We start from the raw sequence: 26271 nt of genomic DNA, 5'->3' as shown, positions 1-26271 counted from the left end.
GAAAACCTACCCGACGACGTCCCGCGATTCGACCGCCGGTCGGCGGTGGAAGGAGATGTGGCGGTGGCCGAAGTAGCTGGCGACGGCTACCAAGCCCATCACCACGACCGCCGCGGGTTTGTCCGGGAAGTGCCATACCGACACGGCCAACTCCAGCAACACCATATTCAGCAGCAGCCCACCGGAATTCACCGCGACGAACCGCAGGAAATCACGCAGCAGATGCCCGCGCACCCGGAACACGAGCGTCCGATGCAACACGAACGCAACCGCAATACTCACCGCGTACGCCGCGGCCACCGCCACCGAGGGCGGCACGTTGTCGCCGAGCACCGCCAGCCACACCACGGTCATCCCGATACCGAGCGCGGTATTGAACCCGCCCACCACCGCGAACGCCAACTCTTGCCGCCGCACCACCCGCAACAAAGGCCCCGGATTCTCCACGCCCCCCGCGGCACTATCCCCCACCCCCGCCGCGACGCCTCCCCCCGCACCAGCAGCACCCCCACCAGTCAAAGCCCCACCACCCGCACTGGTCGCGCCACCCCGACCACCATCGGCCAGACCCGCAACACCCGCGCCAGCAGCGGCACCAGCCGAAACCTCACCACCCGCACGCGTCACCGCAGCCCGACCACCATCAGCCAGACCCGCGCCAGCCACGCCAGCAGCGGCACCAGCCGAAACCTCACCACCCGCACGCATCACCGCAGCCCGACCACCATCGGCCAGACCCGCGCCAGCCACGCCAGCAGCGGCACCAGCCGAAACCTCACCACCCGCACGCGTCACCGCAGCCCGACCACCATCGGCCAGACCCGCGCCAGCCACCACGCCATCAGGCACCGGCTCGCCGCCCGCACCGGCGACGGCTTCCGACCCCATCGCGCTCGGTCCACCTCGCGAAACATCTGTGTCCCCCACGGCAATACGAGCCGAGTCGGCCGCCGCGTAGCCGCCCAGGTCCGGAGCCGTCGCGCCTGTGCCACCGGCAGTCCGGAACGTCTCCCCCTCGGGCGCGAACTCCGCTGAACTCTGCACCGCATCGCCTGACTGCTGCGCAAGACCCTGATCTGCCTCGGCAGGCGACGCGGGCGGCACCTGATGGTTCGCGGTGTCAGCCCGCAGGTCGTACTTGTCGGCGTCGCGGAGAGGAGCTCTGGGCACTGCGCGGACCACCTCCTCGGTGCGTGCGGAAGCCACGCTCCGGTCATCGTCGAAATCCACCAGGCGGCACCTCCTGTCGCGCTGGGCACTCTAGTCGCCATCGCACGATTCCTCGACGACCACCCCGACCCGCGCGCCAACTGCCCGCCCCTCCACCCCCGGAACCGGCCGTGAACCGCACAGCACTCGCCCCTCCTCACGTCCGCCCGCCCCGCCAATCCGCCCCATCACAGACCTCCCGCACCGAGCCTCGGCGCGCCCGACTCTGCGGCGACCCGCTGATTAAGCCGACATGCGCACAACCTCCCGCGGCCGTGAGTCCGGCCCGCCGCATCACAGACCTCCCGCACCGAGCCTCGGCGCGCCACACCGCAAGTCGCTGTGCAAGGTGTCAACAAACTCTGTGAGGTCGGCCGCTAATCCGCTCAGCGGACGCATCTGGCGCACCCCCTCCGGGTACGTGCTGGTGAGCATGACGAATCTCGCTGAGGATCAGCGTGGACATACCCCCGCTGCGGGATTCGTGTCGGCGACCGAAGGGGCCGCCATGCGGGCACGTCCGGCTACGGGCGGCGGTCCTTCACAGGAGCGCGTCTTCGCGGATGTTCGCTCCGACTTCGTTGCGCCACAAGAAAACTCACGGGCCCGTGACCTTCGTCGACCCACTCGGACCGAGTCCTCGGTACAAGATCAGGGGGAACTGGTGGCGGCATCGCGCGAGAACGCGCCGCCACCAGTTCCCCCTGATCTTGGTTGTGACTCGCTCCCTCGTCCGGCCGAGATCGACGCTCCCGGACGACTTCCCCGATCAGCGCGACGCGTCGGCCAGGTCGGGTTCAGCGGGGTCGGGGGACGGTTCGGCGAGTTCCTCGGGGCGACGGCGGGTGTAGGACCAGTGGAGCAGTCCGGCGCCGACCAGGCCGAGGGCGATGGCGGCGGCGCCGATCTGCCAGCCGGGGGGCTGCCAGGTCACCTCGAGGTCGCCGTTTTTGGTGCCGGCCGGAATGTCCACTGCGAGGAAGGTTTTGGCGACGAGGTGGGTGGGGAGGTCTTTGCCGTCGAGGGTGGCGTGGTAGCCGGGCCAGCCGAGGCGGGCGAGGACGACCTGGCCGCCGGTATCGGAGCTGACCCGCACCTTGCTGGTGCGGTCGGATTCGGTGACCGAGGTGGCGGTGACGCCGAGACCGGCCGCGACGCGCCCGTTGCGGGTGGAGAGCAATCCGTCGACGCGTTCCAGCACGGAGATGTACTGCTCGTGGCCGGGGTAGTCGACCCATTTCCAGCCGGGCGGCGCGGGCTGGTTGCGGGCGTCGGGGTACATCGCGCGTTGCAGCACGACCCGGTCGACCTTCATGAGGTCGACGATGGTGCGCCCGGTGCCGGGTTCGATGTCGAACGCGCGCCGGAACGCGTCGGGGCACACGCTGGTGTCCCAGCGCATGCAGAGCAGCTCGCCGAACCAGTAGTGGCCGTTCGGTGTGTACCCGCTGACGTAGGTGAGTTCGAGATCTTTGGCGTAGTTGCCGAAGACGAGAGACCCGTAGGCGCCCTTCAGGTTTCGTTCGCCGGGTGTGATGGGTCCGCGATCGGCGAGTTGCAGGGTGGTGCCGGTGAAGTCGGGGAACGCGGCCTTCATCTCGGAGCGGTTGGTCGGCAGGTTCCAGCCCATCGGGGTCGGCTGCGCGGCCCACACCTGGACGTAGGCGATCGGGAACACCGCGACGAGCGTGAGCACGCAGGCGGCGACCGTTCCTTTGTTGCGTCCGAGCCACACCACGGCCGCACCGAGCGCGACCACCGCGAGCACCGCGACCACATGCCCGCCCAGTTCGTGGGGCGCGGCGGAGAACGACCGCACGAACAGCAACCCGATCAGCACGCCCGCGGCGATACCGCGCCGCCGCCAGCCGTCGAAGGTGGCGTAGCGCCCGAGCAGCACGCACACCAGCACCAGCAGCCCGAGCGCCACCATCGGCAGCACCCGCGCGGGCCAGCGCAGCGGGCCGATGGCGCCGGGCCCGGCGGTCCACATCAGCGCCATGATCGCGAACAACGCGATCGCGGTGAATTCCCGCCAGTTCTCCCGAGCTCTACGCCAGTCGATGAACGCCAGCGCCGGGATCAGGAACCACGCGATGTAGACGACCGGCATCGGCTGCACGTAACCCCACCAGGAGCTGTAGGCGGGCAGCGTGCTGGGCAGGCTGGCGTTCAGCGATTCGGACCAGGGCACGGTGAGGAACTGGTCGTTGTTGATCTGGGCGGTGCCGCGCCAGGTCACCTTGGCCGAGAGCATGCTCGGCAGGTAGGTGGCCAGGCCCACCAGTGCCGCGCAGCCGGCGGCGGCGAGCAACCACAGCGACGGACGCCATTTGCGTTGGTAGACAACCTCACCGACGGCGACCGCGCCGATCATCAGCCCGGCTTCCACGGCCGGGAAGATGTACTGCACCGAGATCGCCAGGTACAGGAACACGAAAGTCGGGATCGGCCCGCTGGACCGACCGAGTCCGCCGAGCCCGCGCGCGTACCGGACCCCGGACGCCCACGCGTGCGCCAGCCACGCCGTGCCGACGAACGCGGTGTACCAGCTGGCCTCGTCGAAGAACAGCAGCCAGCCGGTGAACGGCATGGTGACGCCGGCGACCGCCGCCCACGGGGCTTTCGCGCCGTAGGCGAGGCAGATCCGGTACACGCCGAGGCCGAGCACGATCGCGAAGACCAGTTTCACCACGGTGGCGTAGAGCGCCACGTTGTCCACCGAGGGCGCGATCAGATCGATCAGCAGCTGCGGCGGATTCAGCAGGCCCGCCTCTTCGATGGTGTAGTTGCCCGCCATCCAGTGTTCGGGAACCAGCATCGGAAATTGCCCGTCGCGCAGGCGATTTCCGAGCATCACCCACAGCGGGGCGTACTGCGACTCGGTGTCGTCGGTGTAGAAGTGCCGGACGTTGGCCAGCAGGACGGCGCCATATCCGGCGATCACTCCGAGTGCGGTTATCAGACCCCACTTGTACACGTCCCGCCGGGCGAGCGCGCTGCTGCTTTCCACCACGAGTCCCAGACCCTACAGGCATCACACCGCGGCGGGCTGTTCCCCTGTCCGTCGCCGCGACCGCACGTACACCCACTGCAGCACACCGGTACCGACGATGCCCGCGGCCAGCGCCGCGATGCCGATCTTCCAACCCGGCGGACGCCAGGTCAGCACCAGTTCGGCGTTCTGGGTGCCCGCGGGAAGGTCAACGGCGACAAACGATTTCGCCACGGTGGTGATCGGGATCTGCTTGCCGTCCAGCGTCACGCGATAGCCGGGCCAGCCCAGGCGCGCGAACACCACCTTGCCGCCCGCGGGCGCGCTCACCCGGACCCGGCTGGTGGTGTCGGTCTCCGAGATCGACGTCGCCGTCGCGTTCTTGGTGGCCGAGACCCGTCCGTTCACCGTCGAGATCGGCCCGTCGACGCGTTCGAGCACCGAGATGTACTGCTCGTGTCCCGGGTAGTCCACCCACTTCCAGCCGTCCGGTGCGGGTTGGTTGCGCGCGTCCGGGAACAGTGCCCGCTGCAACACCACCCGGTCGATCTTCATCAGGTCGGCGAGGTTGCGCCCGGTGGTCGGCTCCGGGGCGAACATGCGCCGGAACGCGTCCGGGCACACGCTGCTGTCCCAGCGCATGCACAGCAGCTCACCGAAGTAGAAGTGGCCGGTCGGGGTGTAGCCGTTGACGTAGCTCAGGTCCAGCGACTTGGCGTAGTTGCCGAAAACCAAGGAACCGTAGGCACCTTCGAGGCTCTTGTCCCCCGGCTGCACCAGGCCGCGCTCGGCCAGCTGAAGGGTGGTGCCCGGGAAGTCCGGGAAGGCGGCCTGGGCCTCGGAGCGGTTGGTCGGCAGGTTCCACGTCATCGGTGTCGGCTGCGCGGCGTTCACCTGCAGGTAGGCGATGGGGAACATCGCGACGATGGCCAGCGCGCAGGCCATCGCCGTGCCCTTGGTCCGATCCAGCCAGAGCACGCCGGCACCGAGCGCGACCACCGCCGCGACCGCGAGCACATGCCAGCCGACCTGGTGCGGATCGGCGGAGAAGGTCCGCACGAACAGCAGGAAGATCAGCACGCCCGCCGCGATCGTCCGGTTCTTCAGATCCCGCGTGGTCGCGTAGCGCCCGAGCAGCACGCACACCAGCACCAGCAGCCCGATGGCCAGCATCGGCAGCACCCGCACCGGCCAGCGCAGCGGACCGATGGATCCCGGCCCGGCCGCCCACATCAGCATCACGACCGCGAAGAACGCGACGCCGGTCAGCTCGCGCCAGGATCGCCGGGACCGCTGCCAGTCGATGAACGCCAGCGCCGGAATCAGGAACCAGGCGATGTAGGTGACCGGCATCGGCTGCACGTAGCCCCACCACGAGGTGAAGGCCGGCATCGAACTCGGCAGGCTGGCGTTGAGCGATTCCGACCACGGCACGGTCAGGAACTGGTCGTTGTTGATCTCCATGGTGCCGCGCCAGGTGACCTTGGCCGAGAGCATGCTCGGCAGGAAGGTCAGCAGCCCGGCCAGTCCGGCGCAGCCGCCGACGATCGCCAGCCGCAGTACGGGCAGCCATTTTCGTTGGTACACAAGCTCTCCCACCGCGACCGCGAGCAGCATCAGCGCCGCCTCGACCGCCGGGAAGATGTATTGGGTGGAGATCGTCAGATAGAGATAGACGAACACCGGGATCGGTCCGCCCTGCCCGCGGGTGTAGCGCACCGACGACGCCCAGGCGTGCACCAGCCAGGCCGTGCCGGTGAGCGCGGTCATCCAGCTGGCCTCGTCGAAGAACAGGAAGAAGCCCGAGAGCGGGAACGCGATACCCGCCACCGCCGACCAGGCGGGCCGGCCGCCGTAGGCGAGGCAGATCCGGTAGACGCCGAGCGCGGAGATGATCGCGAAGATCAGTTTCACGACGGTGGCGTAGAGCGCCATGTTGTCCACCGACGGCGCGATCAGATCGATCAGCAGCTGCGGCGGGTTGAACAGCCCCGCGTCGTCCATCGTGTTGTTGCCCGACATCCACCGCTCGGGCACCAGCACCGGGAAGGTGCCGTCGCGCAACGCGCGCCCGAGCCCGATCCACAGTCCGGTGTACTGGGATTCGGTGTCGTCGGTATAGAAGTGCCTGGCGTTGGCGAGCAACACCGCGACGTAACCGAGGATCACGCCGGCGACGGTGATCGCACCCCAGCGGTATACCTCGCGACGAGCGGAGCTATCGCCCGCCGCGGGCTCGGGCGCCGACGCGGCCCCCGCGGATCCGGCATGCGCGGGCGGCTCGGCAGAAGTAGCCGTGTTGACCTCGGCGGACCCGGGGAGCACCACCCTCGTCACTGCGCTATCCGTCACGAGTTCCAAACCCTACACAGCGGTGTGGCACTTGGCATCAGCCCGCCGCCGCGATGATGATGGGGGGATGTGCTGCCCCGGAATCGGAAACCCGCACCATGCTAGAGTTCTGGACGGCTCGGGCCCTGCTGTCCCGCGGGAGCTACCGGCACGCACCGTCATCGAAAGTCGATCAAGCTGATGCCGATTCCGTCCAATCAGACGCCCCGTTCCGCCGTCGTACCGAACGGCCGGTCCGCCCGATCGCACGGCATCTCCGTCGTCGTGCCGATCTACCGGGGTGAGGACACCGTCGGCGGGCTGGTCGCCGAACTCCACGAACTCACCCGCCCCAGCACCACTGCGGGTGGAGTCACCTTCCAGGTCGACGAGATCATCCTCGTGCACGATCACGGACCCGATCGCTCCGATGTGGTGCTGCAAGAACTCGAGCGGGCCTACCCCGAGGTGCGCACCATCTGGCTCAGCCGCAATTTCGGCCAGGACGCCGCGACCATCGCGGGCATGTCCGCGGCGAACGGCGACTGGATCGTCACCATGGACGAGGACGGTCAGCACGATCCGCGGTTCATCGGCACCTTCCTCGACGCCGCGCTGACCGAACGCGCCGAACTGGTCTACTCGAAGCCGAGCAACACCCGCCCGCACGGCTTCCTGCGCAACCTCACCTCGCGCGGCGCGAAACTGGTGCTGGCGACGCTGTTCGCGTTCCCCGACTCCACCCGGTTCGAGAGCTACCGGCTGATCCGCGGTGCCATCGGCCGCCAGCTCGCTGAGGTCGCGTCCAACGGGGTGTACCTCGATGTCGCGCTCACCTGGGTGGTCGGCAATGTCGCGCAGGTGCCGGTGGTGCTGCGCGCCGAGGGCCGCGAAGAATCCGGTTACAACTACCGCCGGCTGTTCTCGTTGTTCTGGAAGATGGTGCTGTGCAGCGGAACTCGCGGCCTACGCCTGGTCAGCATGCTCGGCGTGACGCTGGCGCTCGGTGGCGGGCTGCTCGCCGCGTTCATCGTCTACGAGGCGCTCACCACCGACAACTGGGCGCCCGAGGGCTGGGCGTCGATGATCGTCGTCCTGCTGCTCGTGTCCGGCGCCATCCTGTTCTCGCTCGGGCTCATCGCCGAGTATCTCGGGGTGGCGCTGCACATTCTGGTCGGTAAGCCGCTCTACCTGACCGTCGACTCACCCACCCCGCGTCCGCAGCCACTACCCTCCGCAGTCGAGGATCCCGCCGCCGACGCGACCGCCGAACTGCGGACCTTGACCACCACCGCCAACAGGGGGAACGACCGGGTTGACCACTGACCGCATCATCTTCAGCCGCCCCTTCCGGGCCGAGCGCGAACTGGCCAATCTGGCGGCCGTACTCGGCTCGGATCACAGTCACGGCGACGGTCCGTTCACCGCGTCGGCGACCGCGAAGCTGAAGACCATCACCGAGGCGCCGCACGCGCTGCTCACCACCTCGTGCACCTCCGCGCTGGAGATGGCGGGCCTGCTGCTGGAGCTGGGCCCGGACGACGAGGTGATCGTGCCGAGCTTCGCCTTCACCTCCACCGCGACCGCGATGGCACTGCGCGGCGCCACCTGCGTGTTCGCCGATATCGATCCGGAGACCGGCAATATCGATCCGGAATCGGTGGCGGCCGCGATCACCGACCGCACCAAGGCCGTCGTCGTCATCCACTACGGCGGTGTCGCCGCGGACATGGCCCGACTGCTCGAACTGTCCAACGCGCACGGCTTCGCCATCGTCGAGGACAACGCGCACGGCCTCGGCGGCCGCTGGCGCGGACGCGCGCTGGGCACCCTCGGCGCGCTCGGCACGCTGAGCTTCCACGACACCAAGAACGTGCACTGCGGTGAGGGCGGCGCACTGCTGCTCACCGACGAGATCCTGATGGCGCGCGCGGAGATCATCCGGGAGAAGGGCACCGACCGCGCCCGCTTCCTGCGCGGCGCGGTGGACAAGTACTCCTGGCAGGACATCGGTTCCAGCTACCTGCCCAGCGAACTGAATGCCGCCGTGCTCGACGCGCAGCTCGACGAGTTCGCCACCATCCAGGCCGGACGGCACCGGGTGTGGGACGCCTACGCCGCCGCGCTGCCGGACTGGGCCGCCCGCAACGACGTTCGGCTGATGACCGTGCCCGGCGATCGCGAGCACACCGCGCACCTCTACTACCTGCGCGTGCCCGATGAGGACCGCCGCGACGACCTGATCACGCATCTGCGCGGTAGGGGCATCGTGGCGCCGTTCCACTATGTGCCACTGGATTCCAGCCCGGCCGGGCTGAAACTCGGCCGCACCCCGCACCCCTGCGTGCGCACCGCGCAGTTCTCCGGAACCGTTGTGCGCCTGCCGCTTTGGCCGGACCTCACCGACGATCAGATCGGCCGCGTGGTCGCGGCGGTCACGGAGTTCACGGTCTAAGCGTTGAGGACGTACAGCTTTTCGCGGCCGCCCGCGATGAGTGACTGCCGGTCGATGCGGGCCGCGTAGCGCCGGAAGAACTCGTCCAGCGTCGCCTCGGTGAAACGGTGCGCCTGCGCGCCGTCGCCGGCATCGGTGAAACGCTGGCCCAGCAGCGCGAGCACCCGGTTGTCGCTGCTGGCCAGGTTGCGCACGGGTTCGGCGATGATCACCTGTTTGCGCGCCGCGGCCAGCATCCGGTCGAGCACCGGCGCGGGATCGGGCAGGAAGTGATAAAGGCTGGCCTGCATCAGCACATAGTCCGCCGCGGGCAGCGGTGTGTCGGAATTCAGATTCCAGACTCGGCCCTGCCCGCCTGCCGCGGTGAGCTTCGCGACGAAGCCGTCGTTACGATCCAGCCCCGTGTAGTCGACCGACTTCTGGCGCAGATACCGGGTGTACAGGGTCGCCGGACCGCAGCACAGGTCGAGCACGCTCGCGCCCGCCGGCACCAGCGCCTCGACGGCGCGGTACCGGGCCGCGTAGTGCCGGCCGTACAGCGCGCGCATCAGCAGCTCGTAGACGGTGGCGTTGCGGTAGATCAGGCTCGATCGCACCAAATACCCCTGTGAACAGAATCGGACAGCAACGTCAGCGTGGGATGCTACGGCGCGCGGCCGCCGCCCGCACATGCGGGCGGCTCGAGCCGGTGAATTCGGCGGCGCGCGAACGGCTATCGGTCGCCGAGCACGGCGGCCGCGTCTTCCTCGGTGAGGATTTCGTAGGCGTCCGAAGTCCGGTTGTACCACCAGGTGTCCGGCCCCGGCTCGGGGCGGCCCGCCGCCTGCACCGCACGGGTGGACGGGCGGTAGGAAGAACTGCGCGGGATCTCGTCCACCACGTAGACCACATCGGGCCGCTGGTCCGGATCGAGCGCGCGCAACGCCTCGGTCACGTCTTTGGGCTCCAACCGGAATCCCTTGCGCACGCACACCGCGGCGACCGCGATGCAGTTCTTGCCGGTGTCCAGCCCGTACGCGACCTCCATATCGATCGCCATGACGTCGTTGAGCACGTCGACGATCGGCTGGCCGAACACCGGCCCGCGCGCGGTGTGAATGACGGTGTCCTTGCGGTCGACCAGCCAGTAGTCGCCGTCGCTGTCACGGCGGAACAGGTTTTCCGTCGGCATCCACGAGTCGCCGGGCGCGAAGACACCGCGCAGCCCGCCCGCGGAGATGTCGATGCCCTCGGACGCTTTACCGATCAGCAGGCCGACCTCGTTGTCCGCGCAGCGCCGGGCGTAGCCGGCCTCGTCGGTCAGGATCTCCTCGGTGACCGGGTCGTAGGCGACCAGTTCCACCCGGGCGGTGCCGGGAACCGGCCTGCCCTTGCACCCGCGTTTGGCGCCCTGCACATTGGCCAGCACCACATCGCCCTCGATGGAGGCGTAGAACTCCACCACCCGAGCCGGGTCGAACTGTTCGGTGGTGCGCCGCCACAGTCCCGCGGGCATGCCGGAGCCGATGAACAGCCGGATCGGATGCCAGTGGTGGTTGGCAGCCGAGGTGGATGAAACCGGCCCCGCCGGGAACACCTCGGCGTCGAGGATGTCGCGCATCATCGTCCAGGTGTAGGTGACCACCGTGACGCCGTAGCGGTGCACCTCTTCGGCGAACCGGGCCGGATCCAGCGAGCGAGCCAGCGCGATCCGGCTGCCGCCCGCGATCGCGCCGCCCAGACTGACCAGCAGACCGGACGAATGATGCAGCGGCGCAAGGCAATACACCGTGTCCCTGCGGTTCAGATCGGCGGTGGTCGCGGTGCCGAAGGCCGACAGCGCCCAGCGATGGTTGGTGATGTATTTGGTCTCGAGCCGGTCGCCGGTGCCGGTGACGAGCACGAACGCCAGCTCCCTCGCGAGGCCGGGGTCGGGCCGGTACCAACCCGGCAGCTTCACCTGCGCGGGGTCGATCTGCTCGAGGTCGATCACCTGACCGTCGGCCGGCAGATCGAGCTGCCTCGCATCCCCGCCGCCGAGCACCAGCACCCGCGCCCCGGTGCCCGCCGCGTGCCGCAGGTTCTCCGGATCCGCGATCACCGTGTCGACGTGGGTCAGTTCCAGCGCACGGACGAGTTCGCTGCCGGGCGCGAGCAGCACCGCCACCGCGCCGAGCCGCGACAGGGCGGCGACCGTCGCCAGCGCGCTGGGCCGGGTTTCCATGAGCACGCCGACCCGCATCGCCGGGCGGATGCCGACCGAGATCAGCCCGCGCACCACATTGTCGATGCGCACGTTGACCGCGGCGTTGGTGTGCACCCGGTCATCGAAGAGGAACAGATCCTTCTGCGGGGCGCGCCTGCCCTGTTCGGCGATCAGCCTGCCGAGCGAGATCCGGGTGTGCGGCTGGATCATGCCGAGCCGGGTCAGCCGGGGCAGCGCCCGCGCGGCCTCGCCCGCCAGCTCCACCGAGCCGCGCACGGTGTTGTTCGCGATACCCTCCAGCGCCTTGCCGACGCCCGCGCCCGCCTCGGCCAGCGAGGCCGCGGTGTGCACCACACGGGTGGCCGCCGAACGCGGCCGGTTCGTCTCGACCTGATCGACCATCGGATGGATCTCCGGCGGCAGCAGGGTGTCTCGTTCGAGCCAGTCGACCCACTGGCGTACCAGCGGCCAGGTGTGGTTGGTCGCGGTGCTGCCCGCGACCAGACCGAAATGCCCGGCGACCAGCGTCGCCTCGTAGACCTCCGCGTTCGGCGCGGCCCGCACGATGCCGCGCACCGCGCCGGGCTGGCCGATGTCGTCCACCTCGCCCACGAACGCGAGGATCGGGCACTTCAACTCCGCGAGCGACACCGGGTGATCACGAATCACGAAGCCGCCCAACATCAAACGGTTGTGCGCGACGAACTGCTTGAGCAGATCGGCGGCGGCCGGACCGGCATAACCGACCCAGCCGTCGCTGTTCAGGAACCGGCGCTGCCGTTCCTTGGGCAGCAACGCCTCCCGGTCGTGCAGCTGGCGCAGGAAGTCGAGCCTGGCCTTCGCTGTCTTCATCGGATCGAGCATCTGGAAGCCGATCCGCACCATCGAATCGGTGATCGGCAGCCGGGTCACCACGTGATCGGCCAGGAAATCGGCCACGTCGGAGACCATGCCGTAGGGCAGGCCGAACGGCATGCCCGCGACGATGTCGACGGGACTGCCGAACGTCACGATACTCTGTACGCCTCTGCCGTACCGGTAAGCGGCGACCTGGTAGGCGAACATACCGCCCTGCGAGTACCCCATCAGGTGCACGCTGCTGCCGGTCGCCTCGGTCACCGCGTCGATCGCGCTGCTCACCGCGAGCACATGGTCGGCCAGGTCGCGCTCCCAGCCGCCCTCCTCTTTCGCGGGGGAGCCGAAATCGACCACCCAGCAATCGATTCCGCCGCGATGCAGGATTCCGACGGCGCCGTCGTCGGCGTTCACGTCCCAGATGTCGGCGTTCACCATCAACGGGGGCACGAGCAGCACAACCGGGCGGTCCGGGGTCGTGTCGTCCGGGAAGTAGTGCCGCAGCCGGTACATGCGCCGGCGCTCGACCACCTCGAACGGGGACGACTCGACATCGTGGGTCAACCCGCCGAAGCGGATGACCTCGAGGCCGTTCTGCGCAGTTGCCATCAACCGCTGCACCGACCCGACCAAATCCTTCGCGCTGAACTTCACAATCGCTCCTGGCCCTACCCTAGAACGTGGCACACATGACCGGCGCACTCCGCCGAAAAGGAGTCCCTTCCGGCCCCCGAGAAGTACGCCGACTACATGTTCTGTCGAGCTTCCCACACCAAGTGTCCATTATGTGGCTGCTGTGACCCGATCCATGTCGGTTCGCGCACTGATCGCGGCGCGCGAGGGTAGCTATCATCGCGCGATCTGTCCGCCGAATCACCGTTCGTGCACACTCCGTTATCCGGCGTTGTTTCGATCGGTCGCGTGTCGTGACCATCCGAACCGGCACGGGCACATCTGCCATATTTCGCTGCGCGGGCCATGTTTCCCCGACTAAACTCGGGCCGTCTGGAACACACTGTGGTGTAAGACATTTCGTTCGATCAATCAGGTTTCGCGGGTTTCCTGCCCGCTTATTCGTGGTGCAGTAAAGCCGTTTTGCGCTCATCGTATCGGTGCCCTATCTCGAGGGGAGGACCACGCATGACCATCGAAATGCCAGTCCACACGGAAAACAACGTACGCAAGAGCCTCAGCACGTCCGCCGCCGCCAAGCTGGCGCACACCACCAAGTCCGAACCGCAGATGCAGGGCATCAGCTCCCGCTGGCTCACCCGCATGCTGCCGTGGACGCAGGTCAACGGCGGTGTGTACCGGGTGAACCGCCGCCTCACCCACACCCTCGGCAACGGCGAGGTCGAATTCGTCGTCGAAGGGTCGCAGGCGCGCGTAATTCCTTTGGAACTCCGAGAACTTCCGGCACTGCGCGGTTTCGACGACGAAGAAGTGCTGCGCGCATTGTCCGACCGTTTCGAGCAGCGCGACCTGGAACCGGGCACCGTGGTCGCCGAATTCGGTAATCCGATGCATCAGGTCGTGCTCATCGTGCACGGAAAGCTGAGCAAACTCGGCTCCGGCGAATACGGCGAGCAGACCAAACTCGGCATGTTGGCGGGCGGCGATTTCTTCGGCGAACAAACGCTCACCGACCCGGATGCCATCTGGCCGGCCACGGTCAAGACCGTAACGCGGACAACGGTTCTCGTGCTCCCCCGGCAAGCCCTCGACGAAGTGACCGAGAACGCACCCGCGCTGCGCGAGCAACTCTCGCGCGTCGCCGCGGTGTCCACCCGGCCGCAGAACCACAAGGGCGAGGCCGATATCGAGGTCGCGTCCGGGCACGCCGGGGAGCCGATGCTCACCGGCACCTTCGTCGATTACGACGCGGCACCGCGGCAGTACGAGCTGAGCCTGGCGCAGAGCGTGCTGCGGGTGCACACGAGGGTCGCCGATCTGTTCAACGATCCGATGAATCAGGTCGAACAGCAGTTGCGTCTTACCGTCGAGGCGCTCTACGAACGCCGAGAGAACGACCTGGTCAACAATCCCGATTTCGGCCTGCTGCACAACTGCGATCTCAAACAGCGCATCGCCACCGAGTCGGGCCCGCCCACCCCGGACGACATGGACGAACTGCTCAGCATGCGGCGCAGCACCAAACTCTTTCTCGCACACCCGAAAGCCATCGCCGCCTTCGGCCGCGAATGCAGCAAACGCGGACTGTACCCCGACCCCGTCGACGTGGACGGCCACCGCGTACCCGCCTGGCGCGGCGTCCCGATCTTCCCCTGCGGCAAGATCCCGGTCAGCGACACCGCGACCACCTCGATTCTGGCCATGCGCACCGGCGAAAAGGACCAGGGCGTGATCGGCCTGCACCAGATCGGCATACCGGACGAGTACGAGCCGAGCCTCAACGTGCGGTTCAAAGGCATCGATGACCAGTCGATCATCTCTTACCTGGTCAGCTGCTATTACTCGGCCGCCGTCCTGGTGCCGGACGCGCTCGGCGTGCTGGACAACGTCCTGGTCGCCCGCCAAGCCGACTGACGGGGTGCGCAGCCATGTCGGTGCTCCCCCGCGCCGTGGCGCCGCCGGCCGCCCACGAGGTCGCCGTCACCGTCACCGCGCTGCTCTGCGGCCACGGCAGCCTGGCACCACAGGCCCTGCCGCGTCCCAAACCCGATCCGCCGGGCGATCCCGCGGCGGCGTCGGAACATCCCGCGACGGAGGTTGATCCCGCTCTCGCGCAACCTGATTCGCCCGAACCGGAGCCGTCGATCCCGCTCCGAATCCGGGGGCCGGTCTGTCTCGGCACCACCGGACTGTTGACCAGCCCGACCGTTGCCGAGGCCGCCGCGGCGGTCATCTCGTCCACCGGCACCGCACCGCCGGTGGTCGTCGGCGGCACCCTGCCGACGTCCACCGGCACTGCCCATCAGGATCGGGCGAAGGGCGTCATCCCTTCCGGCCCAACCGGATCGGGTACCGGCTCGGTGCGGCGCGCCCCAGCCGACGACCCGATCCCGCCGATGTACTGCCCACCTCCGCGCAGACGCTACAACGACCCCTGACCACCGACCCGACAACCAGAAAGACGCTGTCCCGCAATGTGAGCCCTACCGTGACCAAAGGGGATGATCTCGCATGACCACGCTCAACCCGCACACCGATACCGTGCTCCGCACCAGTTACCAGAAGTCGGTCGCCGAGTACTGGAACAACAACCCGAACGACGACCGGGTCAACACGAAACTCGGTGAGGTGGACGGGCTCTACCACCATCACTACGGTATCGGCGCCCCCGACCTGTCGGTCCTGACCGGGCCCGAGGAGACCAGGCAGGAACGCATCGTCAAGGAACTGCACCGGCTCGAGACCGCGCAGGCCGAGTTGCTGCTCGACAGTCTCGGTGACGTCCGGCCCGGAGACCGGCTGATGGATGGCGGATCAGGTCGCGGCGGGACGAGTTTCATGGCCAACCAGCGTTTCGGCTGCGCGGTCGACGGCGTCACCATCTCCGAATACCAGGTGCGCTTCGCCAACGAGCAGGCCGTCGCACGCGGCGTCGCCGACAAGGTGCAGTTCCACTTCCGGAACATGCTGGAAACCGGGTTCGAGTCGTGGTCGAGGCGCGCCATCTGGACGAACGAGACGACGATGTACGTCGACCTGTTCGATCTGTTCCGCGAATTCGCCCGGCTGCTGGAACCTGGTGGCCGCTATGTCTGCATCACCGGCTGCTCCAACGACCTCACCGGCGGGCGATCCTCGTCGGTCAGCTGGATCGACGCGCACTACGGCTGCATGATCCATCCGCGCAGCGAGTACTTCCGTGCCATGGCCGACAACGGCCTGGTGCCGATCGGGGTCACCGACCTCACCGCGGCGACCATCCCCTACTGGGAACTGCGCACCGAATCCGAGCTCGCGACCGGCGTGGAGAAGCCGTTCCTGACCGCGTACAAGGAGGGCAGCTTCCAGTACCTGCTGATCGCCGCCGATAAGGTAGGCAGGTGACCAACTCTGCCGACCAGCCGCTGACCGACCGCGAGGCCCTGCTCGTCGAGCTCGTCGACGACGCGGGTCACGCGGTCGGGACGTGCTCGGTGGCGTTGGCGCACCAGGCGCCGGGCCGGTTGCACCGCGCGTTCTCGGTGCTGCTCTACGACGCGGACGGGCGGGTCCTGTTGCAGCAGCGAGCGGCGGTCAAGACCCGCTTCCCGGCACAGTGGGCCAACACCTGCTGCGGGCATCCCGCACCGGGCGAACCGGTCGAGGCCGGGGCCGCGGTACGCCTCGCCGAGGAGATGGGCTTGGCTACCGCGCTCACCGAGGTGGGCGTCTATCGCTACCACGCCGAGGACTCGGCCACCGGTCGCGTCGAATTCGAATGGGACCACGTGCTGGTCGGCAAGCTCCCCGCCGGGACACCCCGCCCGAACCCGGCCGAGGTCGCCGACTACGCGTGGATCCACCCGGAGGCGTTGCGCGAGAAGCTGATCGCCGACCCCGGCAGCTACACGCCGTGGCTGGCCGGCGTTCTCGACGTCGCCGAGCAGGCGGTCACTGGAACGTCGCCGCGCTGAGCCGGCCGACGCCGGTGCGCAGGCCCGGGCCGAGGCAGCCCCCGACCATCTCGGGGGTCATCTCATAGTCCGCGGTGATCCGGACCGTGCTGCCCTGGCCGAGTCCGGCCACCACTGCCAGCGGGCCGACGGTCGGCTGCTGCATGGTGACCGGCCACTGACCCCACAGCCTGCTCGTCTCCCCGTTCGACCACAGCACGTCGACGGTGATCGGCCCGTCCGCCGGATGCATGCAGTCCGAGGTCGCGATGTGCGTGCCCGTGAACGTGCCGCCGGTGATGCCCTCGGGGCCACCGGAACAGTCCCGCAGCACGCCGACCGAGGTGAACGTCAGCGTGTCCGGCGACATATCGATCGCGCCGTCGACGGCGGTCCAGCGAAAGTCGCCGCCCGCGCAGGTGCCCGCCGGTGGCAGCGCGGACGCCGTGCCCGGGAAGAACGGGCCGAGCAATGTGGCGGATACCGCCGCCGTCAGGATGAACTTGCCGAGCAGCAACACCGCGGCACCTCTTCTCGCGGGCGGACCCCGAGCCGCGACCTGCCCACAGGTCGCCGATCGGGCTGGACCTTGCCGGAGCGGGTGGAACACGAGCATGACGAGAATCTCATACCGTCCCTGCGGTTTTTGTTCCGCCACACAGGCATCGGCTATCGGCCGCCCAGAACGGATCAGATGTTCGGATGCGCATATCTACGTAGGAGCATGTTCGAAATCCTGAGAGAAATCATAGGAACGGCACAGGCTACGACCAGGTCGGTCTTGCATCCTGGGACCCGTAGCAAGTTGCCGGCAAAGTGAGGTGCGCAATGGTTGAAGTCGAGGTCACCGGTACGACCGTGACGATCCAGGTGCTCGGTGGGCATCAGGTCCTCGCGCTACGTGAGCAGATCACCTTCGATCTAGCCGACATCACCGCGGTGACCAAGGCAGAGGTGGACCTGCGCCCGCCGTGGCTGCGCACGCCAGGCACCTTCTTCCCCGGCGTGATCGCCGCGGGCACCTTCCGTGGCAAAGGTCGAAAAGAGTTCTGGGACACCAGGTTCGACGGCCGCGCGCTGCGCATCGAGCTCTCCGGCGCCGCGTTCACCCGCCTCGTCATCGACGTGGAGGACCCGGACGCCGCGCTGCATCTACTCCGAACCGCGGTAGCGGCATAACCCCTCCCCCCGATGCCCCGCATGCTCGACGCATGCGGGGCATCGGCCTGCTCGGGGTACCCTCAGTCCGCTCGACTGCCGAACGAACGGAGCAGTCCCGCATAGGTTTTGGGCGGCGGCGTGGCGAACTCTCCCCTACCCGACTTGCGCACGCCCAGGGTGAGCAGCGACTGCACGGTCAGCGTCGCCGCCGCGACACCGTCCACGACCGGCACGCCGAGCTCGGCACGGATATCCGCGCACAGCCGCGCCATTCCCGCGCAGCCGAGCACGATGGCGTCGCAGCCGTCGGTGTCGACCGCCGTCCGGCACGCCTCGGTGACGATCTTGCGGGCGTCCGGATCGTCCAGGGCGAGCACCGGCAGTTCGCAGGCGTGTATACCACGGCAGAATCGTTGCCGCCCATAACGTTCCACCAGATCGGCGGCCCGGCCGACGGTGCGGCTCAGCGTGGTGACCACGCTGAAGCCACCGCCGAGGTGACTCGCCGTGGCCATGGCCGCCTCGGCTAGGCCGATCACCGGTCCGCGAGCCAGTTCCCGGGCGGCGTCCAAGCCCGGATCGCCGAAGCAGGCGAGCACGTAGCCGTCCACCCCCTCCGCCTCGCCGCGCCGGATCGCGGCGAGAATCCCTGGAACACTGAGGGCTTCGTCGTAATGGCTCTCGATCGAGGCGGGCCCCATCGCGGCGGTCACTGCGTCGAGCCGAGTGCCCGGTGCGATCACGGCTCGTGCGCACGGCTCGATCGCGTCGGTCATCGCCTGCGTGGTGTTCGGATTGATCACCCGGATCCACATCAGACAGAGACCTTCCACTTCGTTCGCGTGGCCAGCAGGAAGTAGACGAGGAAACCGAGTCCGCAACCGATGAACCAGCTGTACTGCGCGGCCGTGGACATCCCGGTGATGTTCTTCGCCAGTACCGGGAACACCGCCGCCAGCGCGCCCACCGCGGTGGCGAGCACCGCCGCGGGGTTGTATCCGCCCCGGTACCAGTATGTTCCGGACTTCGCCATGGAGAACAGGTCATCCACCACCACGTGCTGTTTGCGCACCAGGTAGTAGTCGGCGATCAGCACACCGAACAGCGGTCCGATGAACGCGCCGAGCACCTCGAGCGTGTAGTGGATCACCTCCGGGTTGTTGTACAGATTCCACGGAGTGATCAGCACCGAGCCCACCGCGGCGATCATGCCGCCGGCCCGCCAGCTGATCCGCTGCGGGCTCACGTGCGAGAAGTCGAAAGCGGGCGAGATGAAGTTCGCGACGATATTGATGCCGATCGTGGCGACGGTGAAGGTCAACGCGCCCAGCACGATCGCGAACGTGCTGTCGATCCGCGCGACCGTCGCGACCGGGTCGGTGATCAACTCACCGTAGACCGGCACAGTCAGCGCGGCGGTGATCACCACCAGAAGCGAGAAGACCAGGAAGTTGAGCGGAAGACCGAGCAGATTGCCACGACGCACCGCGGCGAAAGTCCTGCCGTAGCGCGAGAAGTCGCCGAAATTCAGCATCGGCCCGGAGAAGTAGGACACCACGAGCGCAATGGCGCCGAGCATCACCGGCACCGCGTCCCAACCGGTGTAGGTCACCGCGCCGAGGTTCAGATCGATGGCGTCCCAACCGGCTTCGGCGATCAAGTAGCCGCACAGCAGGAACATCACCACGTAGACCGCCGGTCCACAGAAGTCGATGAACCTGCGGATGGATTCCATACCGCGCCAGAACACCGCCGCCTGCACCACCCACAGCGTCAGGAAACTCCCCCAGCCGAGCAGCGAAAGGCCGAGGAACCCGTAGTCGCCGGTCACGGCGTACGGCGCCAGGCCTGGAAAGAGTTTCACCAGAACGACATCCAGCGCCGCCGACGCCAGAAACGTCTGAATCCCGTACCAGGCCACCGCGATCAGCCCGCGGATGATCGCGGGTATGTTCGCGCCGAGCACCCCGAACGCGCTGCGGCACATCACCGGATACGGTACGCCGGTCACCTGGCTCGGCTTCGCGACCAGATTGCAGAGCAGGTAGACGATGCCGATACCGATCAGCAGTGCCGCGAGCACCTGCCAACTGGCCAGGCCGAGCGCGAACAGGCTGCCCGCGGTGACGTAGCCGCCGACGCTGTGCACGTCCGACATCCAGAACGCGAAGATGTTGTAGGCGCCCCATTTCTGTTCCCGCAGCGGCGCCAGATCGGCATTGGTCAAGCGGGGGTGATACTCGGCGGGCACGGTGCTGCCGGACGTTGCGGGACGAGCGGGCGGCACGAACAGCGGTGCCGCGGGGACGAGTGCGTCGGTCATGAGGTTTCCCATCCGGGTGGATCTGTGATCGCACCGACGGTAGGAAGCCGCTATTGCCCGGCCGTTGCGTTGTTATTTCCCGGCTATTGCGCGGCAGATATATCTTCCGGCGCGAGCAGGCCGGTATCGGTGGGCAGTGTCGCGAGCACGGTCTCCAGCCTGCGGTGATGCCGCTCGGCAAGGGCGAGCAGGCGGTCCACGTCACGGGCCAGGAACGCGTCGAGCAGCAGTGCGTGGTCGGTGTGCAGCCGGATCCGATCGGCGCGGCCGATATGCACCATGGACTGCACCGGCTCGGTGACATTCCACGCCGCTTCCAGCATGTGCAACAGTCGGAACATGCGCGAGGGCCGGGTCAGCGCGACATGGAAATCGCGGGATCGGCGGTGATAGGCGGCCGAATCGTCGTCCCGGATCGCCTGTTCCAGCGCAGTGTTCACCGCGATCAGCTCGGCGCGATCGGCCGCGTCCGCGTGCCGCGCCGCGGCGGCGAGCGCGGCGCTCTCCAGGGTCTCGCGCACGATGTACATTTCGCGCAGCTCGGTGGCGGTGAGCTGGGCCACGGCATAGCCGCCGTGCGGCTGATGGGTGACCAGCCCCTCCCCGATCAACGTCTTGAGTGCCTCCCGGACCGGGATATGGCTCACGCCGAACAGCTCCGCCACCTCGCGTAGCGGAATGACGGTGCGCGGGGGCACCGCACCGTCCAGGATCACCCGGCGTAGCTCGCCGAGGATGATCTGCGGGCGGCCCGGTGTGTCGGCGACCAGCCGCGCGAGCAGCGCCGAACGTCGTCTCGGGGGCATACGAACACGCTAGACCAGGCATGTTGCGATTTCGCTCGGCATTGTGACGCTCAGGAAACGTCTGCGCGGCGGACACCGACGGGTGTGCGGGTGCTGCGATCGGGCATGCCATCCTGGAATCGATCCGTACAACAGAGAGTTTGGCGATGACGGTTTCGGCAGCACAGTTCGTAGATCGCCGGTTCGCGACACTGGTCGCCGAGTTCGACCGGCTGTTCCGCCGGCCCGGCGACGGCGGCGGCGCGCTGGCGGTCTATCTGCACGGCGAGCCCGTGGTCGATGTCTGGGCCGGGTTCGCGCGGCCCGGCGTGCCGTGGGCGCGGGACACGGTGGCCATGGCGTTCTCCACGGGCAAGGGTGTCGCGAGCACGCTGCTGCACCGGTTCGCCGAGCGCGGCCTGCTGGACTACGACGAGCTGGTCACCGCCTACTGGCCCGAATTCGGTGCGGCGGGCAAGGATCGGATCACGGTGCGCGAATTGCTCACGCACCGAGCGGGTTTGCATCGGCTGCGGGATCTGCTGCCCGGACCGGTGGAACGCTTTTTCGACGATGTGGCGGTGACCGAGGCCCTGGCCGCGGGGACGCCGGATCCGCGCCGGCTGGTCACCAGCGGCTACCACGGCATCACGTTCGGGCATTTGGTGGCCGAGCTGGTGCGCCGGGTGAGCGGGGCGAAGTTCACCGACGTGCTGCGCACCGAGATCGCCGAACCGCTCGGCGCCGAAGAACTCTGGTTCCGGGTGCCCGAAGCCGAACGCGGGCGCATCGCGACCAACTTCCCTCGGCTGACCGTGGCGGGGATGAGCTGGGAGAACAGCCGCCGGCTCGCCCGCAGGACCAGGTTCGCGGCCGCCATGGACACCACCCCGAACGGCTTCGCGGAACTGATCGCCGATCCGCGGCTGCACGATTCGGTGATGCCCGGCGTCAACGGCGTCTTCGGCGCCCGCGCCCTCGCGCGGCTCTACGGCGCGCTCGCCAACGGCGGCACGCTCGACGGCTTCGAGCTGCTGCGCCCCGAGACCATCACGGCGATGACCGAACGCCAGGTCTTCACTCCCGATTATGTGCTCGCCCTGCGCATCCCGTGGGCGCTCGGCTTTCACGGCGTGCCGATGAAGCCGTCCAAGGCCGAACCCATCTCGGCGTTCGGCCATTTCGGGCTCGGCGGCTCCGGCGCCTTCGCCGACCCGGCCACCGGAGTGGGGCTCGCCTTCGTCACCAACCGGCTCGGCAGCAGGATCACCCCGCTCGGCGATGCCCGGCTGGCCCGGCTCGGCGCGCTGGCACACAATCTCGCCAAACGGTGAACCGCACCGTTGTCCTTCGTTCGGCGTAAAGGAGAAATGGCCGAAGATTCGTGGGAGGAATGGCGGCCGAGGTGGCAGCATGTGCGGCATGGAGTTGGTCGGTATGGAACGGATCGAGGCCGCCGCGGCCTTGCTCGCGCCGGTGATGCGCAAGACGCCGATGGTCACCTCGCGGGTGCTCTCGGAGCGGGTCGGCACCGAGGTGCTGCTCAAGTGTGAGAACTTGCAGCGCACCGGGTCGTTCAAACCGCGCGGCGCGTACAACCGGATCGCCAATCTGCCCGCCGAGGACCGGGCGCGCGGGGTGGTCGCGGCGAGCGCGGGCAATCACGCGCAGGGCGTGGCCTGGGCGGCGGCCTCGCTGGGCCTCACCTCGACGGTGTTCATGCCGGTCGGCGCCTCGCTGCCGAAGTTGGCGGCCACCAAGGCCTACGGGGCCGAGGTGCGACAGGTCGGCGAGACCATCGAGGATTCCCTGGACGCCGCGATGGAGTTCGCCGAACGCACCGGCGCCACGCTGATCCATCCGTTCGATCACCCGGACATCGTGGCCGGGCAGGCGACGGTGGCGCTGGAGATTCTGGAGCAGCTCCCAGACCTGGGCGCGGTGCTTGTGCCGACCGGCGGGGGCGGACTGATCGCCGGGGTCGCGGTGGCCCTGCACAAGCTGGCGCCGCAGGTGCGCGTGATCGGTGTGCAGGCGGCCGAGGCGGCGGCCTGGCCGGGATCGCTGGCCGCGGGCAAGCCGGTGCGGGTCGGGCGGATGTCGACGATGGCCGACGGCATCGCGGTCGGCCAGCCCGGTCAGGTGCCGTTCGCCCATGTCGCCGAGCATGTTTCGACAATGCTGACGGTCGACGAGGACTCGCTGTCCAAAGCACTGCTGCTCTGCCTGGAACGCGCGAAGCTGATCGTGGAACCCGCGGGTGCGGCGGCGGTCGCGGCGTTGATGAGTTGTGCCGCAGCCGATCTGGATCTGGACCTGAGCCGGCCGGTGTGCGCGATACTGTCCGGCGGCAATATCGATCCGCTGCTGCTCACCCGGCTGATCGGCCACGGATTGAGCGCGGCTGGACGCTATCTCGCGGTGCGCGTGACGATCGCGGACCGGCCCGGTGGGCTCAGCGCACTGCTCGCGGTGGTCGGCAAGACCGGCGCCAGCGTGGTCGACGTCGCGCACTCGCGTACCGGTACCTGGTTGGCGCTCAACGAGGTCGAGGTCTCGCTCACGCTGGAGACCCGCGGCCACACGCACCGCGACGACGTCCTCACCGCGTTGACCAACGCGGGCTACTCCGTTCGTGTCGAGGACTAGATCGCCGACCGGCGCGACGGGGCGGCCGGCTGCTTTCGGGTACCGCCCGCAGCCGTGTCGCCGCCCTCGGTCGAGGGCGGCGACACGGGTGGTTACCAGCGAATCGAGTTGCTACCGAACCATATTCGTTCAGGGGAGCACGTCGGCGGACGCGTAGGTCTGCATCGCGTCGGCGATCGCACCGGCGTTGTCGGTCAACGCCTTATCGCTGATGTTGGCGGTCGTATCGCAGGAGCGGTGGTAGCAGGGGTCGTACGGACGACCCGCGGTGCCACCGAACTGCCGCTGCTCCTGGGCGGTCTTGATGCCTTCGGCGCCGGTGAACAGGCCGCCGACCGAGATACCCACCCGCATGAACGGGCCGTAGTCCGACCGACCGTCGAGCGCGGTGCGCCCGTACGGCAGCCCCTTCGAGGTGAAGTAGCGGATGAAGTTCTGCTCGATCTCGGCCGAACCGGCCGGGCCCTGCCTGCCGTCGTAGATCTTGTAGGCGTAGTTGATCGAACCGATCATGTCGAAGTTCAAGTAGAGCGCGATCCGGTTGCGATTGGCCTGAGACAGGTTGTTCACGTAGAACTTCGAGCCGACCAGGCCGAGTTCCTCGGCGCCCCACCAGGCGAAGCGGACCTTGTTCTTCGGCGTGGACGTGGCCATCTGCAACGCGATCTCGAGCAGAGCCGCACTGCCGGAACCGTTGTCGTTGATGCCGGCGCCCGCGCGCACGGAATCGAGGTGCGCACCGGCCATCACGACCTTCTCCGCGTTGCCCTGCGGGGACTCGGCGATCACGTTGTGCGTCGTGGCGGGCAGCGCCTCGGTGTCGGTCTTGAGCCGGACCACCGAGTTCGCCTGGCCGGCAAGGTCTTTGCCGACGGCGTAGCTGGTGGCGACGACCGGCACGGTGATGCCCTTTTCGTCGAGCGCCTCGGTGAAGGCGTCGGTGCGGCCCGGCTGCCCCTCGTTGAAGATGATCACGCCGGAAGCGCCTGCCGCCTGGGCATTTCGCGCCTTGTCCGCCGCGGTGCAGGTGCCGCGCTGCAGCAGCGCGATATTGCCGCGGGTGAACTTCGCGAAGTCCGTTGCCTCACAACCGGACGTCGAGGCGTTCGCCTCGCCACGCGGCGACAAGGCCAGGTCGACGCCCTGGACCGCGGCCTTCGTCTCGCCCGAGCCCGAGTAGGTCAAAGTGGCGAAATCACCGAGCTGGCTACGGTCCGTCGGGGTCGCCTTGTAACTGGTAGCGCCGCCGGAGACCCGTTCCATGACCGCCGTCGTCCGCTCCCGGAAAGACTGGAAGGTGAACGGCTGCAAGGTCACCTGATATCCGGCCTGGCGCAGCGCGCCGGCCACGTAGTCGCGCGAAGCGTCATAACCGGCGGTGCCCGCGGCGCGGGTACGACCGTTGGCGTTGGCGATGGCCTGGAACCGATCGAGGTGCTGCTTCACGGCGGGCGCCTTGATCGAGTCGGCCAGGTGCCGCTCGGGCGGTGCGCCGGGTTCCGCGTACGCGGAACCCATCAGCGCGAGTGAGAAAACGACGGGCAGAGCGGTGGCTGCGGCGATAACGCGGCCGGCCCTGTCTCGGGGGAAGATGCGGGGCATATCGGCTCCTCCAGAAGGGATGGATGAATCCCGGATGGTCGGAGATTAAGCCGATGCGTCACTGTGATGAAACCCCAGTTGATAGTGGGGAAAGCGGCTGCGTGCCAGGTTGTCCCGCCCGTGCCGACCGGACGCGTACGCGCCCGGTCGGCCCCTCATCGGGCAGTGGTCAGCACTTGCGCTTGTAGAAATACTTCGAGTTGGCCTCCATATCGGCCTGGGTGATGGCGATCATGTCGGTCTGGATCGTCCGGGTCACCGGCTTGCCCTCGATCGCGGCGACCGCCTGATCGACGCCCTTCGCCCCGATGCCCGCGGGATCCTGAGCGATAAGGGCTTGCACCGTACCGGCTTTCAGATCCTCGACCTGCTTCGGGCTGGCGTCGAAGCCGACCAGCTTCACCTGGCCGAGTTTGTTCGCGTTGCGCAGACCGGTTGCCGCGCCCTCGGCGGAGCTCAGGTTGGTGGCGAAGATACCGGCGAGATCGGGATGCGCCGCCAGCGTCGCGGTGACGATCGAAGCCGCCTGTGCCGCTTCGTTGTTGTTGTACTGCACGCCGAGCGAGGTGATGCCGGGGAAGCTCTTGACCGCCTCCTCGAAGCCCTGCGCGCGGGCGTCGGTGGTGGACGTGCCCGCCTTGGTGTTGATCACCAGCACCGGGCCCTTGTCCCCCACCAGCTTCGCCAAAGTCTGCGCCGCGAGCGCGCCGCCCTTCTTGTTGTCCGACGAAATCGACGACAGCGCAACGGAAGTGTCGTCCAGCGCGGTGTCCACCTCGACGATCTTGATGCCCGCGTCCTTGGCCTGCTTGATCGGATTGGCCATGGCGGTGGCGTGTGTCGGCGCGATCAGGATGCCGCCCGGCTTGTTCGCCACCACGCCGGTCAGCACCGGGGTCTGCGTGCCCGCGTCGAACTTGGTCGGCGCCTGCGTGTCCAGCTTGTAGCCGAGCTTCGCGGCCTCGTCCTGCGCGCCGCACTGCATCGAAATGTAGAACGGCTCGTCCGCGACGCCCGGGATCAGCACCAGCTTCTTGCTGTCGCCGCTGCCCGAATTGCTCACCTGCCCACTGCAACCCGCCAGCAGCGCGCCGACCGACACCATCGCGCCGATCACCACCGCGGTCCGCTTCGCCACCCTCATTCGGCTACCTCC

Annotated in this window: 20 protein-coding genes; 9 read left to right on the top strand and 11 right to left on the bottom strand. The window is 68.1% G+C overall.

Going from position 1 to position 26271, the window contains the following annotated elements:
• Nucleotides 1-6: 6 nt before the first annotated feature.
• From NBRGI_RS49705 to NBRGI_RS28890, 3 genes are all read right to left on the bottom strand, one after another.
• Nucleotides 7-1230, bottom strand: coding sequence for a GtrA family protein (locus NBRGI_RS49705; RefSeq protein ID WP_268808436.1), 1224 nt, complete (start codon nucleotides 1228-1230; stop codon nucleotides 7-9).
• Nucleotides 1231-1978: 748 nt separating this feature from the next.
• Nucleotides 1979-4222 (bottom strand): membrane protein, encoded by a 2244-nt coding sequence (locus NBRGI_RS28895; RefSeq protein WP_036561358.1) that lies wholly within the window; start codon nucleotides 4220-4222, stop codon nucleotides 1979-1981.
• Between the two features lie 24 nt (nucleotides 4223-4246).
• The gene (locus NBRGI_RS28890) at nucleotides 4247-6373 is read right to left on the bottom strand and encodes a membrane protein (protein WP_036561355.1); all 2127 of its coding nucleotides are present in this window, start codon (nucleotides 6371-6373) and stop codon (nucleotides 4247-4249) included.
• A 363-nt stretch (nucleotides 6374-6736) separates the two neighbouring features.
• On the opposite strand from NBRGI_RS28890, the gene NBRGI_RS44370 reads away from it, so the two are divergent.
• Nucleotides 6737-7861, top strand: a complete 1125-nt coding sequence (locus NBRGI_RS44370) for a glycosyltransferase (RefSeq protein ID WP_029900359.1) — start codon at nucleotides 6737-6739, stop codon at nucleotides 7859-7861.
• Nucleotides 7851-8990: a dTDP-4-amino-4,6-dideoxygalactose transaminase gene (gene rffA / locus NBRGI_RS28880; RefSeq protein ID WP_029900358.1), complete on the top strand. Its 1140-nt coding sequence runs from the start codon at nucleotides 7851-7853 to the stop codon at nucleotides 8988-8990. Before NBRGI_RS44370 ends, rffA begins: the two co-directional genes overlap by 11 nt.
• Here the strand turns inward: rffA and NBRGI_RS28875 are convergent.
• A complete protein-coding gene (locus NBRGI_RS28875; protein WP_029900357.1) occupies nucleotides 8987-9586 on the bottom strand; it encodes a class I SAM-dependent methyltransferase in 600 nt (199 codons plus the stop codon). The two genes, rffA and NBRGI_RS28875, sit on opposite strands and share 4 nt — an antisense overlap.
• Nucleotides 9587-9702: 116 nt before the next feature.
• Complete coding sequence (locus NBRGI_RS28870) at nucleotides 9703-12639, bottom strand: acyl-CoA synthetase (protein ID WP_051728109.1); 2937 nt, start codon at nucleotides 12637-12639, stop codon at nucleotides 9703-9705.
• A 531-nt stretch (nucleotides 12640-13170) separates the two neighbouring features.
• Here NBRGI_RS28870 and NBRGI_RS28865 point away from each other — a divergent pair.
• The 4 genes from NBRGI_RS28865 to idi all read left to right on the top strand — a co-directional run bounded on the left by NBRGI_RS28865 (nucleotide 13171) and on the right by idi (nucleotide 16616).
• Complete coding sequence (locus NBRGI_RS28865) at nucleotides 13171-14577, top strand: family 2B encapsulin nanocompartment shell protein (RefSeq protein WP_029900355.1); 1407 nt, start codon at nucleotides 13171-13173, stop codon at nucleotides 14575-14577.
• Nucleotides 14578-14591: 14 nt separating this feature from the next.
• The gene (locus NBRGI_RS28860) at nucleotides 14592-15101 is read left to right on the top strand and encodes a hypothetical protein (RefSeq protein ID WP_029900354.1); all 510 of its coding nucleotides are present in this window, start codon (nucleotides 14592-14594) and stop codon (nucleotides 15099-15101) included.
• 73 nt (nucleotides 15102-15174) lie between these two features.
• Nucleotides 15175-16047: a geranyl diphosphate 2-C-methyltransferase gene (locus NBRGI_RS28855; protein ID WP_029900353.1), complete on the top strand. Its 873-nt coding sequence runs from the start codon at nucleotides 15175-15177 to the stop codon at nucleotides 16045-16047.
• Complete coding sequence (gene idi / locus NBRGI_RS28850) at nucleotides 16044-16616, top strand: isopentenyl-diphosphate Delta-isomerase (RefSeq protein ID WP_029900352.1); 573 nt, start codon at nucleotides 16044-16046, stop codon at nucleotides 16614-16616. Before NBRGI_RS28855 ends, idi begins: the two co-directional genes overlap by 4 nt.
• On the opposite strand, the gene NBRGI_RS28845 is transcribed toward idi, so the two are convergent.
• On the bottom strand, nucleotides 16594-17115 hold the full coding sequence (locus tag NBRGI_RS28845; protein ID WP_029900351.1) for a hypothetical protein: 522 nt from the start codon (nucleotides 17113-17115) through the stop codon (nucleotides 16594-16596). The genes idi and NBRGI_RS28845 overlap by 23 nt on opposite strands.
• Nucleotides 17116-17423: 308 nt before the next feature.
• Here NBRGI_RS28845 and NBRGI_RS28840 point away from each other — a divergent pair, with 308 nt between their 5' ends.
• Nucleotides 17424-17774: a hypothetical protein gene (locus NBRGI_RS28840; RefSeq protein ID WP_029900350.1), complete on the top strand. Its 351-nt coding sequence runs from the start codon at nucleotides 17424-17426 to the stop codon at nucleotides 17772-17774.
• 62 nt (nucleotides 17775-17836) lie between these two features.
• Here NBRGI_RS28840 and NBRGI_RS28835 read toward each other — a convergent pair whose 3' ends face one another.
• The 3 genes from NBRGI_RS28835 to NBRGI_RS28825 all read right to left on the bottom strand — a co-directional run bounded on the left by NBRGI_RS28835 (nucleotide 17837) and on the right by NBRGI_RS28825 (nucleotide 20885).
• Nucleotides 17837-18571 (bottom strand): aspartate/glutamate racemase family protein, encoded by a 735-nt coding sequence (locus NBRGI_RS28835; protein WP_029900349.1) that lies wholly within the window; start codon nucleotides 18569-18571, stop codon nucleotides 17837-17839.
• The gene (locus tag NBRGI_RS28830) at nucleotides 18571-20079 is read right to left on the bottom strand and encodes an NCS1 family nucleobase:cation symporter-1 (RefSeq protein ID WP_029900348.1); all 1509 of its coding nucleotides are present in this window, start codon (nucleotides 20077-20079) and stop codon (nucleotides 18571-18573) included. The genes NBRGI_RS28835 and NBRGI_RS28830 overlap by 1 nt, the downstream gene beginning before the upstream one ends.
• Before the next feature lie 83 nt (nucleotides 20080-20162).
• Nucleotides 20163-20885 carry a GntR family transcriptional regulator gene (locus NBRGI_RS28825; protein ID WP_029900347.1) on the bottom strand — a complete coding sequence of 241 codons (723 nt, stop codon included), beginning with the start codon at nucleotides 20883-20885 and terminating at the stop codon, nucleotides 20163-20165.
• A gap of 146 nt (nucleotides 20886-21031) precedes the next feature.
• On the opposite strand from NBRGI_RS28825, the gene NBRGI_RS28820 reads away from it, so the two are divergent.
• Nucleotides 21032-22198 (top strand): serine hydrolase domain-containing protein, encoded by a 1167-nt coding sequence (locus tag NBRGI_RS28820; protein ID WP_051728103.1) that lies wholly within the window; start codon nucleotides 21032-21034, stop codon nucleotides 22196-22198.
• Nucleotides 22199-22277: 79 nt separating this feature from the next.
• Nucleotides 22278-23513: a threonine ammonia-lyase gene (gene ilvA / locus NBRGI_RS28815; protein ID WP_029900345.1), complete on the top strand. Its 1236-nt coding sequence runs from the start codon at nucleotides 22278-22280 to the stop codon at nucleotides 23511-23513.
• Nucleotides 23514-23642: 129 nt separating this feature from the next.
• Here ilvA and NBRGI_RS28810 read toward each other — a convergent pair whose 3' ends face one another.
• Together NBRGI_RS28810 and NBRGI_RS28805 are read right to left on the bottom strand one after the other, a co-directional pair.
• Nucleotides 23643-25031, bottom strand: coding sequence for a M28 family peptidase (locus NBRGI_RS28810; RefSeq protein ID WP_228833551.1), 1389 nt, complete (start codon nucleotides 25029-25031; stop codon nucleotides 23643-23645).
• Between the two features lie 253 nt (nucleotides 25032-25284).
• Nucleotides 25285-26259, bottom strand: coding sequence for an ABC transporter substrate-binding protein (locus tag NBRGI_RS28805; protein ID WP_014983532.1), 975 nt, complete (start codon nucleotides 26257-26259; stop codon nucleotides 25285-25287).
• Between the last annotated feature and the right edge of the window lie 12 nt (nucleotides 26260-26271).

The organism is Nocardia brasiliensis IFM 10847, from assembly GCF_000710915.1.
Classification (GTDB): Bacteria; Actinomycetota; Actinomycetes; order Mycobacteriales; family Mycobacteriaceae; genus Nocardia; species Nocardia brasiliensis_A.
This window is presented reverse-complemented; position numbering and strand designations above follow the sequence as displayed.

Coding starts and splice junctions, on each gene's coding strand:
- NBRGI_RS44370 (WP_029900359.1), top strand. CDS start 6,737: ATGCCGATTCCGTCCAATCAGACGCCCCGTTCCGCCGTCGTACCGAAC.
- NBRGI_RS28830 (WP_029900348.1), bottom strand. CDS start 20,079: ATGACCGACGCACTCGTCCCCGCGGCACCGCTGTTCGTGCCGCCCGCT.
- NBRGI_RS28840 (WP_029900350.1), top strand. CDS start 17,424: ATGGTTGAAGTCGAGGTCACCGGTACGACCGTGACGATCCAGGTGCTC.
- NBRGI_RS28805 (WP_014983532.1), bottom strand. CDS start 26,259: ATGAGGGTGGCGAAGCGGACCGCGGTGGTGATCGGCGCGATGGTGTCG.
- NBRGI_RS28855 (WP_029900353.1), top strand. CDS start 15,175: ATGACCACGCTCAACCCGCACACCGATACCGTGCTCCGCACCAGTTAC.
- NBRGI_RS28835 (WP_029900349.1), bottom strand. CDS start 18,571: ATGTGGATCCGGGTGATCAATCCGAACACCACGCAGGCGATGACCGAC.
- NBRGI_RS28825 (WP_029900347.1), bottom strand. CDS start 20,885: ATGCCCCCGAGACGACGTTCGGCGCTGCTCGCGCGGCTGGTCGCCGAC.
- NBRGI_RS28870 (WP_051728109.1), bottom strand. CDS start 12,639: ATGGCAACTGCGCAGAACGGCCTCGAGGTCATCCGCTTCGGCGGGTTG.
- NBRGI_RS28820 (WP_051728103.1), top strand. CDS start 21,032: ATGACGGTTTCGGCAGCACAGTTCGTAGATCGCCGGTTCGCGACACTG.
- NBRGI_RS28810 (WP_228833551.1), bottom strand. CDS start 25,031: ATGGGTTCCGCGTACGCGGAACCCGGCGCACCGCCCGAGCGGCACCTG.
- NBRGI_RS28865 (WP_029900355.1), top strand. CDS start 13,171: ATGACCATCGAAATGCCAGTCCACACGGAAAACAACGTACGCAAGAGC.
- ilvA (WP_029900345.1), top strand. CDS start 22,278: ATGTGCGGCATGGAGTTGGTCGGTATGGAACGGATCGAGGCCGCCGCG.
- NBRGI_RS28860 (WP_029900354.1), top strand. CDS start 14,592: ATGTCGGTGCTCCCCCGCGCCGTGGCGCCGCCGGCCGCCCACGAGGTC.